Annotated in this window: 12 protein-coding genes; 10 read left to right on the top strand and 2 right to left on the bottom strand. The window is 60.4% G+C overall.

The genetic code is table 11. The annotated features are described in order from the left end of the window. From VL598_RS01430 to VL598_RS01455, 6 genes are all read left to right on the top strand, one after another. On the top strand, window positions 1-511 hold a 511-nt coding region (locus VL598_RS01430), incomplete at its 5' end, for a DUF1097 domain-containing protein (protein WP_325324919.1). A 170-nt stretch (window positions 512-681) separates the two neighbouring features. After that, on the top strand, window positions 682-1,665 hold the full coding sequence (locus VL598_RS01435; RefSeq protein ID WP_325324920.1) for a GTP-binding protein: 984 nt from the start codon (window positions 682-684) through the stop codon (window positions 1,663-1,665). A gap of 73 nt (window positions 1,666-1,738) precedes the next feature. Beyond that, a complete protein-coding gene (nthB, locus tag VL598_RS01440) occupies window positions 1,739-2,482 on the top strand; it encodes a nitrile hydratase subunit beta (protein WP_325324921.1) in 744 nt (247 codons plus the stop codon). Between the two features lie 27 nt (window positions 2,483-2,509). Next, window positions 2,510-3,148 carry a nitrile hydratase subunit alpha gene (gene nthA / locus VL598_RS01445; RefSeq protein ID WP_325324922.1) on the top strand — a complete coding sequence of 213 codons (639 nt, stop codon included), beginning with the start codon at window positions 2,510-2,512 and terminating at the stop codon, window positions 3,146-3,148. After that, a complete protein-coding gene (locus VL598_RS01450) occupies window positions 3,149-3,514 on the top strand; it encodes a nitrile hydratase accessory protein (protein ID WP_325324923.1) in 366 nt (121 codons plus the stop codon). Between the two features lie 248 nt (window positions 3,515-3,762). Continuing rightward, on the top strand, window positions 3,763-4,842 hold the full coding sequence (locus VL598_RS01455; protein WP_325324924.1) for a GlxA family transcriptional regulator: 1,080 nt from the start codon (window positions 3,763-3,765) through the stop codon (window positions 4,840-4,842). Between the two features lie 8 nt (window positions 4,843-4,850). Here VL598_RS01455 and VL598_RS01460 read toward each other — a convergent pair whose 3' ends face one another. Further along, complete coding sequence (locus VL598_RS01460; protein ID WP_325324925.1) at window positions 4,851-5,156, bottom strand: putative quinol monooxygenase; 306 nt, start codon at window positions 5,154-5,156, stop codon at window positions 4,851-4,853. A 288-nt stretch (window positions 5,157-5,444) separates the two neighbouring features. Here VL598_RS01460 and VL598_RS01465 point away from each other — a divergent pair, with 288 nt between their 5' ends. The 3 genes from VL598_RS01465 to VL598_RS01475 are packed head-to-tail and all read left to right on the top strand — an operon-like array spanning window position 5,445 to window position 11,332. Continuing rightward, window positions 5,445-8,645, top strand: coding sequence for an efflux RND transporter permease subunit (locus VL598_RS01465; RefSeq protein WP_325324926.1), 3,201 nt, complete (start codon window positions 5,445-5,447; stop codon window positions 8,643-8,645). Between the two features lie 27 nt (window positions 8,646-8,672). Further along, window positions 8,673-9,893 (top strand): efflux RND transporter periplasmic adaptor subunit, encoded by a 1,221-nt coding sequence (locus VL598_RS01470; RefSeq protein ID WP_325324927.1) that lies wholly within the window; start codon window positions 8,673-8,675, stop codon window positions 9,891-9,893. Beyond that, window positions 9,893-11,332, top strand: a complete 1,440-nt coding sequence (locus VL598_RS01475) for an efflux transporter outer membrane subunit (RefSeq protein ID WP_325324928.1) — start codon at window positions 9,893-9,895, stop codon at window positions 11,330-11,332. The genes VL598_RS01470 and VL598_RS01475 overlap by 1 nt, the downstream gene beginning before the upstream one ends. A gap of 113 nt (window positions 11,333-11,445) precedes the next feature. Here the strand turns inward: VL598_RS01475 and VL598_RS01480 are convergent, their stop codons facing one another. Continuing rightward, window positions 11,446-11,691: a DUF1272 domain-containing protein gene (locus VL598_RS01480; RefSeq protein ID WP_325324929.1), complete on the bottom strand. Its 246-nt coding sequence runs from the start codon at window positions 11,689-11,691 to the stop codon at window positions 11,446-11,448. Between the two features lie 204 nt (window positions 11,692-11,895). Here VL598_RS01480 and VL598_RS01485 point away from each other — a divergent pair. After that, window positions 11,896-12,306: hypothetical protein (locus VL598_RS01485; RefSeq protein ID WP_325324930.1), on the top strand; the 411-nt coding region annotated here is incomplete at its 3' end.

Raw genomic sequence — 12,306 nt, forward strand, 5'->3', positions numbered from 1 at the left:
GCATCGAATGAAGCAGTCGGAAGCTTTCACGCTTAGCATCGGCACCCTCGCCATCGTCGACACTTGGCTGACCGCCACCGTTTTCCCTGTGCCCGTCTGGGTCACGTTCATTGCCTGGGCCTCCTTCTTCGTGTTGGGCGGCGGGAGTGACGGCTTTGTCAAAAGCGTCGCATCGAATTTGACGGGTGTCGCCATCAGTTCTCTGACGCTCCTCGGTATCGCCACAACGAGCAATACCGCATTTACGGTGGCCGTTCTCGTCGGTATCGGCAGCGCCGCCATGGTTCAGGCTTCGAAAATCAAGCTGCTCGACGTGCTGCCGGCCATCGTGTGGGGCTTCGCTTCAACGGTGGGCACCACCGTCGCCACTGGCAAGCCGATTACGACGGTAGGCTGGTCGAATCCCGCCCTCGTCGGGGCTGCGGCACTCTTGACAGGCGCGGTGTTCGGCCTACTATCAGAACTACTCGGCAACGCCCTCACCGCTAAGCGCGCACTTCAGACAGCTTGAATCGCGCAGACCATTGTCCGTTTTGGTCGACTCCACCCATAACGGACATGGCGGCCAACCGCGCCGGACAATGATGTCCCGAGCCCGGACATGCGGTGTTTTTGACCGCGGAAAGCCGCTATGTTCGTTCGTGTTGGCTCTCCTGCCGACACGAAATGTGGGGAGTTTTTATGCGTATCGGAAAAATTCCGACAACGGTCATCACGGGCTTTCTCGGCGCCGGTAAAACGACGCTCGTCAACCATATCCTCGATAGCACGCGGCCGATGCAGATTGGCATCGTCGTGAACGAGTTTGGCGAAGTCGGCATCGATGGTCAGTTGATCGTCGCGGATGAGGAAGCCATCGTCGAGATCAATAACGGTTGCGTGTGCTGCACAGTCCGCACCGATCTCGTGTCGAGCGTCGCGCAGTTGTTGGATCGATTTGGCGATCGCTTGGAGCGGCTTGTCGTTGAAACGTCAGGGCTCGCAGATCCGGCGCCCGTGCTTCAAACCTTTCTCGCCGACCCGGACGTGCGCGAGCGCGTCGAGCTCGAATCGGTCGTGGTCGTGGTCGACGCCTGTCACGCCCGGGATCAGTTGAACGACGACATCGCACGCGAACAAGTGGTGTTTGCCGACCGGATCGTGGTCAACAAGACCGATAGCGTCTCCCCCGCCGATCTCGGTGCGCTGGTCGACACCCTTCGCTCGCTCAACCCAACAGCGATCGTCGAGCGCGCATCGCACTCGCGCGTGCCGATCGATTCGTTACTGGGCGCGCGCAACTTTTCCATCGACAACCTGCTTGCGGTAGAGCCCGGGCTGCTCACCGAGAGCGAGCACGACCATGAGCACGACACATCGATCGGCTCGTGCGCCTTTGTCGTGCCGGGCGAGATCGATCCGACCCGCTTTACCCGCTGGGCGAACCAGCTGGTGCAGGCCCAAGGCAAGACGCTTCTGCGAATGAAGGGCGTGCTCAACATGCGCGGCGAAGCCAGGCGGCTACATTTTCACAGCGTTCACATGCTCATGGAATCGAGCTTCGGAAAGCCTTGGCGCCAAGGGGACACCCGCGAATCCAAGTTCGTCGTAATCGGCCGCGGCCTCGACGCCGAAGCCTTGCACGCCGGACTATCCGAGTGCGTCGTGGCGGCCGAGCCCGTCTGATCCAGCGGCGCCACCGCTGGCGATGAGCCTTAAGCTCAATCGATTGGCACACCTAAATTTTCAGGAGCACACCTTGAAACTGGCACACAACCTTGGGGGCATCGAGAATCTCGGCCCCGTCAGCCTGGAAACCAACGTTTTCGTCGATCCGTGGGAAAAGCGCATTTTCGGCATCCATACGACGATGATGGCCGAAAGCGCGCATCTGAGCGGTGCCTTGCACGCCTATCCCATCAACAATCTGCCGACCACGTTCAAACACAATTGGACTTGGGCGTCGCTGCGTTCGGGCGCCGAAGACATGAACCCGTTCGAGTACTTCAAGTTCCGCTATTACGAGAAGTGGCTTGGCGGCATCTCGCAGTTCTTTGTGGACGAGGGTTACATCACGGCGAAAGAGCTCGAGGAGAAAACCGCGTTCTATCGCGCCAATCCCGAAGCTGCGTTGCCCGCACAACCGAATCCCACGCTCACCAAGCAGATCAACGAATACCTGCAAAACGGCGACTCGGGCTACCACGAGCTCGAAGGCAAGGCAAAGTTTTCGGCCGGTGACACGGTGCTCGTCGCCGACCCCGACCAGGTCGATCACACTCGGCTGCCCGGCTACCTGCGCAACAAAACGGGCAAGGTCGAACTCGTCTATCCCGGTGCGTACTCGTACTTCGTCTCGACAGGCCCGGACGGCATCGGCTCGCCCATGCCTGTCTACCGTGTCGTCTTCGATGCAGCCGACATTTTCGGCCCCGGCAAGAGCGAACCGAACACCATGATCTACGCGGATCTGTTCGAAGCCTACGTCCGACCGGCCAACTAAATTCAAAGAAAGTCCAAGGAGAAGCAAATGACGAACCTCTTCGAATACTCGGAAGATCGCGAAGCATCGAGTGCGGCGAAAGTCCGCGCGCTTGAAGCATTGCTGATCGAGAAAGGCGTCATCGGCAGCGATTCCGTTGATACGGTGCTGAATCACTTCGAAACGATGGCTGGCCCCTTCAACGGCGCGAAGATCGTCGCGCGCGCATGGGTCGATCCGGAATACAAGAAGCGCCTGATCGCCGATACGCCCGCAGCGATCGCCGAGCTCAATCTTCCGCTCGGCATGGCGGGTGCGGAAGGCGAGCACATGGCAGCTGTGGCAAATGAGGACGATGTGCACAACCTCATCATCTGTACGCTGTGCTCCTGCTATCCGTGGCCGGTGTTGGGCTTGCCGCCGTACTGGTACAAGGATCCGGTGTTTCGTGCACGCGGCGTGCGTGAGCCGCGCGCGGTGCTGCAGGAATTCGGAGTGACGGTGCCCGAGTCGAAGACAGTCAAAGTCTGGGACAGCAGCGCACAGATCCGCTGGTTCGTCGTGCCGCAACGGCCCGCGAACACCGAAGGCATGAGCGAGGAGCAATTGGCCGCACTCGTCACGCCCGAATCGATGATGGGCGTGGCACTCGTGGCGCCGCCTGCGGCTGGGACTCAGGGGGCCTAAATGTTTGCAAGCTTCGAGGAATACGCCGCGTCGTCCATGCTCGGGAGTCCGGATTCGCCACCGCGCCTTGACGGTAAGCTGCTCTTTACCAATCGTTGGGAGCGGGATGTGTTCGGTCTCGCGCTATCGCTCTCCAAAGCCGGCTGCTTTGAGTGGGAGGATTTTCGCCAAAGCCTGATCGCCTCTATCGGGCGATGGGAGCGCGAGGCCGCCGCGTGCACCAACCAGCCGCGGTGGGATTACTACGAGCGGTTCTTCGAAGCTTTGCTCAACGTCATCGAGTCGAGCGGAACTCTTTCGGCCGAGGAGATCAAGCGCATTCTTATCGCGCGCCGTCCGACAGCTGACGTTGTTTCCTCTCACTAAACACGTTCCACGACGCTCACGATACGCCACGGACGACAACTTCGGCAGCATCGGTAATTCGATGCATAAGATCGTCGTCTAGGTGGGATTGTGTCCGCATTGGTCTAAAGATTCCGCGGGCTCGACCGTGAGGTGGCATCGGTTTGAAGTTGATTGGTTATCGCCATTGAGGCAACATTGACGGCGGAAGGCACGGGTTGCGGTTCAGCGGCCCGTGCCTTCGCCTCATTTGCGGCGGGTGAATCGAAATGCAGCGCATCAAAGTGGGCATGGTGGTATTTCCGGGCTTCCAATTGCTCGACATTGCCGGGCCGAGAGACGCTTTCGCGGAAGTCAAGGTACTGAGCGAGGGCGAATGCGAGTACGAAATGATGACGGTTGGCACGACCCGCGGCACCGTGCAGTCATCGAGCGGGCTGGCCGTCGTTCCCGACAGGACCATCTTCGACGCCTGCCCGGCATTCGACACGGTCATCGTGCCGGGCGGTCTCGGGATTTTCAATGTCTTCGACGACCCCACCCTTAGCGATTGGCTGCGCAATCAGTTTCGCCGTTCGCGGCGCATATCGGCCATCTGCAACGGCCTTTTTGCATTGGGCACAGCGGGCCTGCTCGATGGGCGCATCGTCACTACCCACTGGATGGATGCGCCGCGGCTTGCCAGCACGTTCCCCAAGGCCAAGATCGAGCCCGACCATATCTACGTCAAGGACGGCAACATTTATACGACGGCGGGCGTCACCGCTGGAATCGATCTTTCCCTTGCGTTCATCGAAGAAGATTTCGGCAAAGCGATGGCGCTTGACGTTGCCAAGTATCTGGTCGTGTATCTGCGCCGCGCGGGCGGCCAGTCACAATTCAGCCCTCTGCTCGAATCGCAGGCGTCGCCGGGCTCACAGATGACGTCGCTGCAGCAGTTCATCCTCGACAATCTGCATCTCGATCACACCGTCGCGTCGCTTGCCGAGCGTGCGCACATGAGCGCACGCAATCTCGCCCGCACATTCAGCAAAGCGTGCGGCATGACGCCCATGACCTTTCTCGGCAATGCGCGCATCGATGCAGCACGGCGTTATTTGGAATCGACAGATCTCTCGTTGCGAGATATCGCGCGGCGCTGTGGATTCGACAGCACCGACGGCTTGCGCCGCACGTTCCATCGCCGGCTGCAAATCAACCCTGCGGAATATCGGGCCCGCTTCCGCTCAGATGCGGCGCAACGCGTTGCGAACGGAGCAGACGCCAACGAACGAGCGCAACTGCCCCGATTGGGGAAAACGAAGGTCGCGCCTTCGTCCACCCCGGCGACACTGGAAAGACAAAAATAAAAGCGGGCTTACGCCGCCACATCAACCCCGTCGAGCACTCTAATCGTCGCCGGCTCGGCAACCCACTGGGTCATTTTTTCCTTGAATGCCTGAAAATGCGCACTCGCGATGTGCGCATCGAATGCAGCGCGATCGACATAAATCTCATACAAATGCAAAATGGGCGCATTGCCTTCCCGCGTCTCGCGGAATAGGTCATAGCGCCGATTTCCCGGCTCTTTGCGCGTCAACTGCACCATTTCGAGCAACGCGTTTTCAAGATCGGCAACGTGCTCGGGCTTTGGGACAATTGTGGCGATGATGTAGGTGCTCATTTTGACTCCTCATGTTCGATGGGCGGACTCGACCCTATCGTCCGCCGTTCGCGAGCAGCCGATTCTGCACCAACTCGCCATTTATTGCCTGCCGGCAAACGTGCGAGAGGCCGCATTCGTATGCCTAACCCCAAGCTTTCATCTGACAGTTGGCATGCACGGATACAGTAATATCTCGTAATTGTTTCACAAGGTACGAAAACTAATTGCACTTAGCGAGAATTAACTTTCTTGCATAGTCGACTACATTCCACGTTTCACTCGGCATCCTTCCCGGCACATTTCTTCATGTGGATCGTTAACGTTGCACTCAAGCGGCCTTACACGTTCATCGTGATGGCCATTCTTATCGTGCTCGCGACACCGTTCTCGTTGATGAGGACGCCTATCGATATCCTGCCGAATATCGATATACCTGTCATCAGCATTATCTGGAACTATACAGGCCTGTCTGCACAGGACATGGCCAACCGCATTACGTCGGTCAATGAGCGCGTGCTCACCACGACGGTCAACGACATCGAGCACATCGAATCGCAATCGCTTTCCGGCATCGCGATCATCAAAGTCTTTCTGCAGCCTAACGCCAGCCTGCAGACGGCGATCGCGCAGGCCGTCTCCGTCGAGCAAGCGCTGCTGAAACAGATGCCGGTGGGCGCCACGCCGCCTCTCATCATCAGCTACTCCGCATCGTCGATCCCCGTCATTCAGCTCGGCCTCTCGAGCACGACGCTCTCGGAGCAGCAGCTCAACGACACGGCGTTCAACCTCCTGCGCCCCCAGTTGATCACGATCCCCGGTGCGCAGGTGCCCTACCCCTATGGCGGCAAGTCGCGGCTCATCTCGGTGGATCTCGACACGCGCGCCCTGCTCGCGAAGGGACTTACGCCAACCGATGTCGTCAACGCGGTCAACGCACAGAACCTGATCCTGCCGACAGGGACGGCAAAAATCGGCCCGCGTGAGTACACGATCGACATGAACGGCTCGCCCACCACGATCGACGGGCTCAACGATATTCCGGTTCGCACCGTCAACGGTGCGACCACCTACCTGCGCGAAGTCGCCCACGTGCGCGACGGCTTCTCACCGCAAACGAACGTGGTGCGCCAGGACGGACAGCGCGGCGTGTTGCTGTCGATTTTGAAAGCGGGCAATGCGTCGACGCTGTCCATCGTCAACGCGCTTTACGGCTTGCTGCCGACTGCCGAAACGACGCTGCCTCGCAACCTCACCGTCAAGGCGCTGTTCGATCAGTCCGTCTTCGTCAAATCGGCCATCACGGGCGTCGCGCGCGAAGCTCTCATCGCGGCAGCGCTGACGGCCGCCATGATTCTGCTCTTTCTCGGCAACTGGCGTAGCACCTGCATCATCGCGATCTCGATCCCGTTATCGATCCTGTCGTCGCTGCTCGCACTTAATGCGCTAGGCCAGACGATCAACATCATGACGCTCGGTGGCCTGGCTCTTGCAGTCGGTATCCTCGTCGACGATGCAACGGTGACGATCGAAAACATCGAGCGGCATTTGCACATGGGCACCCGCCTCCACGACGCGATCCTGGAAGGCGCCGGCGAAATCGCCGTGCCAGCGCTCGTCTCGACGCTGTGTATCTGTATCGTTTTCGTGCCGATGTTCTTTTTGACAGGGGTGGCACGCTATCTCTTCGTGCCGCTCGCGGAAGCCGTCGTTTTCGCCATGCTCGCTTCGTACGTGCTCTCGCGTACGCTGGTGCCGACGCTTGCGATGCTGCTCATGGGGCACGCGCATGCGCCTCGCGCCGATGCGCGCCCGAACGCCTTCATGCGAATCCATCACGGGTTCGAAGCCGGCTTCGAGCGCATGCGCGCCGCTTATGTCGTTCTCCTCAGCATGTTGCTTGAGCGCCGTCGTGTCTTTGCTGCGACGTTCCTCAGCTTTTGCGTGGCTTCGCTGGGCCTCGCGTTCGTACTCGGTGCAGACTTCTTCCCGAGCGTCGATGCCGGCACTATCCGCATGCACATGCGTGCGCCTACAGGCACGCGAATCGAAGAGACGGCGCGGATTGCCGACGAGGTCGAGAAAGTCATCCGCCAAGTCGTACCGAGCAGTGAGCTTGGGACGATCCTCGACAATCTCGGGCTGCCCTATAGCGGCATCAACCTCTCGTACAGCAATGCAGGCACGATTGGCACGCTCGATGGCGAAATCCAAATCGCGCTCAATCAGGACCACAAGCCGACTCAGCAATACATCGACCGGCTGCGTACGTTACTGCCGCAGCGCTTTCCTGGTGTCGAGTTTTTCTTTCAGCCGGCCGACATCGTCACGCAGATCCTGAACTTTGGCTTGCCGGCGGCCATCGACGTGCAGATCATCGGGGCCAATCAGCAGCAGAACTTCGAAGCTGCGGCAAAGCTCATGAAGCAGATCCGCATGGTGCCAGGCACGGTCGATGCGCACATCCAGCAGAAGTTCGACGAACCCACGATTCACTTGGAGATGGACCGCACGCGGCTCCAGCAATTGAATCTCAGTGCCAATAACGTCGCGCAGAACGTACTCGTTTCACTGTCGGGCAGTTCACAGGTTGCGCCCGGCTTCTGGCTTAACGTGCAGAACGGTATCGAGTACAACCTCGCCGTGCAGACGCCACAGTACCAAGTGTCGTCGGTCGACGCCTTGCTACGCACGCCTGTCGCAGCCCCTGGAGCGCTCGGCGCGAACGGCAGCGGCATGCCGCAGTTGCTCGGCAACCTCGTCCAGGTTCAGGCGGCCAATCAATTCGCGTCGGTCACGCACTACAACATCCGCCCCGTCGTGGATCTGCTCGTGAGCGTCGAAGGACGCGATCTCGGAAGCGTGGCAAGTCAGATCAACAAGCTAGTCGCGCAGACACGCGCCACGCTGCCGCGTGGCAGCCAGATTGCGGTACTCGGCCAGGTTCAGACGATGCAGCGCTCGTATCTCGGCCTTGGCGTCGGCGTGGCGATGGCGATCCTTCTCGTCTATCTGCTCATCGTCGTCAACTTCCAGTCCTGGATCGACCCGCTCATCATCGTCAGCGCCCTGCCGGCCGCGCTCGCCGGCATCGTCTGGATGCTGTTCCTGACGGGCACGCACCTGTCCGTGCCAGCACTGACAGGCGCCATCATGACGATGGGTGTAGCCACCGCGAACAGCATTCTCGTGGTCGCCTTCGCGCGTCAGCGGCTCGCCGCCGGCGCACCGCCGCTGACAGCGGCACTCGAAGCCGGTTCGAGCCGTATTCGCCCTGTGCTGATGACAGCCTCCGCGATGATCATCGGCATGGTGCCGATGGCGCTCGGATTAGGCGAAGGCGCGGAGCAAAATGCCCCGCTCGGCCGCGCTGTCATCGGCGGGCTGCTCTTCGCCACCGTTTCGACGCTCTTTTTCGTTCCGCTTCTCTTCGCAGGCATTCATGGTCGACTCGCGCGACGTCATGCAAGCAAGAACGAAGCGGGCACCCCCCATGCCGATAACACGTGACGCCACTCCTCACACATGTCAGCTGAAATGAAGGAAGAAACTCACGCCCCGCTTGCAATCCCGACGGGCGACGATGGCGACAATTCCCGCCTCCCACCGCGCGATCGCGTTTGGAAGCGCGCGAAGATTGCGATCGTCGTCGTAATCCTCTTGCTTGCCGCGGGCGCGCTGCGCACCGTCTTCGCGAGGATTGCGATGAGCCATGCGGTGGCCGATGCCACGGTGCAAGACGCGAAGCAGTACGTCAATGTCATCGCCGCGAAAACGACTGACGGCACCGGCGACATGCTGCTGCCCGGCACGCTGCGTGGCTTTGTCGAGTCCCCGATCTATGCGCGCGCAACGGGCTACCTGCTGCATTGGTATGTCGATATCGGCACGCATGTGAAGGCGGGGCAGTTGCTTGCCGATCTCGATACGCCGGAAATCGATCAGGAACTCGCGCAGGCAATCGCACAGAAACAGCAGGCAAACGCCAGTCTCGCGCTCGCCAAGACATCGCTGGACCGCTGGATGCAATTGCGTCAGCGCGACGCCGTCTCACAACAGGAGCTTGACGATCGGCAAGGCGCCTACGAGCAGGATGTTGCCAACGTGGCCGCCGCCGATGCGAACGTGAAGCGGCTGCAGCAGCTGGAATCGTTCAAGCGCATCGTGGCGCCGTTCGATGGCGTGGTCACGCAACGCAATATCGACGTCGGTGACCTCATCGACGCCGGCAGCGGAACCAGCCGTGCCCTCTTCGCGCTCGCGCAGGCCGATACGTTGCGCGTCTACGTACAGCTTCCGCAAGCGTACTCGCAGAACGTCAAGGTCGGCATGCCCGTCGCCGTGACGCAGGCTGAGTTGCCCGGGCAATCCTTCCGCGGCACGATCACGCATCTTTCGGGCGCGATCGATGTGCCCACACGCTCCCTGCAACTCGAAGTCACGCTGCCGAACGCCAACGATCAGCTGAGGCCCGGCGCCTACGTGCAAGTCGCCGTACCGCGAACGCTTCATGCGCGTCTCTTGGTACCTGGCAATGCCCTGCTCTTTCGTGCGGAAGGGCCGCGCCTAGCCATCGTCGACGGCAACGGCGTCGTGCATTTGCACAAGATCACGATTGCTCAGGACCTCGGTCAGCAACTCGTCATCGAAGATGGCATCGACGCAACCGACAAGATCATCATCAATCCGAGCGACTCGATCGCGGACGGCGATCACGTGGAGATCGCCTCGCCATCCGCCGGCAAGGGGCTGTCCTGATGCATTCGCGCCGTCTCGCTCCGCTGTGGCCCGGTGCGGCCGCGTTGGTCGTCGCCGTATCCGCGTGCACCGTCGGGCCCGACTACAAGCGCCCGGAAGTGGATACGCCGCAGACGTGGCAAACCGATTCGTATTGGCACGTTGCGGCGCCCTCACACGCGCCGCTGGCGCTCGATTGGTGGCATGCGTTCGACGACACGCAACTCGACGCACTCGAAACGCACGCGCTTGCTCAAAACCAGACGTTGGCCGCCGCGAGCGCGCACTACGAGCAGGCCAAGGCGACGCTTCGCTTTACGTCCGCCCAACGCCTGCCCGAGCTCGATCTGTCCGGGGTGGTTGCTCGCCAGAAAAGCTCGCAGAATCGGCCGTTGCTTAACTACTCGGTGCCCAACCAGTCGACGGTGCAAAACGAGGTGCTCGTCGCACCGACGATCACTTGGGATGCCGATCTGTTCGGCCGCATACGGCGCGAAGTGGAAGGGGCTAAAGCATCCGCGCAACAAGCCGCCGATGATCTCGCTGACGCCCGGCTCGTCGTGACGACCGACCTCGCGACCGACTACTACGCGTTGCGCGAATCCGATGCCGAGATCGACGTACTGAACAGGTCCGTTGAACTGCAGCAAAAGGCGCTCGATTACGTGAAGGCCGAGCACGACCTCGGCTCTGTATCGGGCCTGGACTTGCTGCAGCAACAATCGATGCTCGATTCAACGCGGGTGCAAGCGACGCTATTGCTCAATCAACGTGCGCAGTACGAGCATGCCATTGCAGCGTTGATCGGCGTGCCGGCACCTCAGTTTTCCATTGCACCTGAGATCGTGCCGACGCGGGTGCCATCGATCGCACTGGGCGTACCGAGCGATGTGCTGCAACGGCGCCCCGACGTCGCTTCGGCCGAACGCGCCATGGCCGCCGCGAACGCGCAGATCGGCGTGGCAAAGGCAGCATTCTTTCCAAGCCTCGTTCTGACGCCAAGCATTGGCTGGGAGAGCACTGCGTTTTCGAACCTCTTCACCGCATCAAGCCTCTTGTGGACACTTGGCGCTTCCGTGAGCCAGGAGGTCTACGACGGGGGACGACGCGGCGCAAGCCTCAAGTTCGCGCGCGAAGGATACCAACTGGCGCAGGCCACGTACCGTCAGACCGTGCTCGACGCATTTCAGCAGGTGCAAGACGGCATCACTGGTCTGTCGGTGCTCGATGGCGCCTCGAAGCAAGCACATGCCGCGGTCGATGACGCCGATCGGCTGCTATCGCTCGCCAACGACCGCTACTCCGGCGGGCTCGTCGCTTACCTCAACGTCATTTCGGCCCAGCAATCGCTGCTCATGAGCCAACGCCAGGAAGTGCAGATTCATGGCCAGCAGATGGCGTATTCCGTCGCGCTCGTCAAAGCGCTCGGCGGAGGATGGGACGCGAAGGCGAAATCCTGATGTGATGGCGCGCACCGCGCCATCACATCCATCAGCGTACGCGCGATGCGGGCCGGCGAGTTCGCGCTCGTTGTGTTCATGGCGCGCATTCTCGTCATAGAAGCCATGTCTTCCTAAGCGCGGCGCAAACAATCGGGATTGAATACGCGCCGAGTCGTTGCCGGATTGCTCGCAAGTTCGGCGGCCGGCCGACGCGGACGCGGCACCAACTCCCCTGCGCGATTCGGACACACCCCCTTGAGCACGTTGCTCGCGCATGCCGCGCAAAACGTGCATTCGAATGAGCAGATTCGCGCCTCACTGGAATCGGGCGGCAGATCCTTGTCGCAACATTCGCATCCTGGTCTCAGTTCGAGCATCGACACCTCCTCCGGTAGGGGTTTGTGAACGACTACCGATGGTATCGGCTTCTTTCGAGTTATGGGTAACGCCATCAACGGTCGCTGCGTCCGAAAATTTTCGGAGTTGCCGCGCAGTGCATCGTTGCTGCCTTAATGTTCGACCACCGCGACGATGAGGCAGCGCGGTCTCGAATCTCCAACGAACCCATGAAAGGAGCCCGAATGTTGAATTTATCCATTCCACACTCCAAAGAAGTAGCCGATTCGTATTTCTTGCCAGAAGGCGTGCCCAAGGTCGGCGAATATTGGCCGGGGCAAGGGGGTATCTACGCGGGCATCATCCCCGATTACCAAGGCTACCAAAGTCGCCATCTGGTCGTCTCAGTCGATGAAGCAGTGAATGTCGATTGGGGTGGTCCGAAAGAACACGAGCTGGATGCGCGCAGCCGTGACGACGGTCACGCGAACACATGGGCGCTTTCCGTTTGCGGACACTCGCACCCCGCAGCGGAATGGGCATACGATTACACGAAGGACGGCCACTCGGATTTCCATCTGCCTTCGCGGCGCGAGCTTCAGATCGCTGCGTCCGCGATTCCCGACAAGTTCGCACCGGATTGGTACTGGTCGAGC

This window comes from Trinickia sp., from assembly GCF_035492435.1.
Classification (GTDB): Bacteria; Pseudomonadota; Gammaproteobacteria; order Burkholderiales; family Burkholderiaceae; genus Trinickia.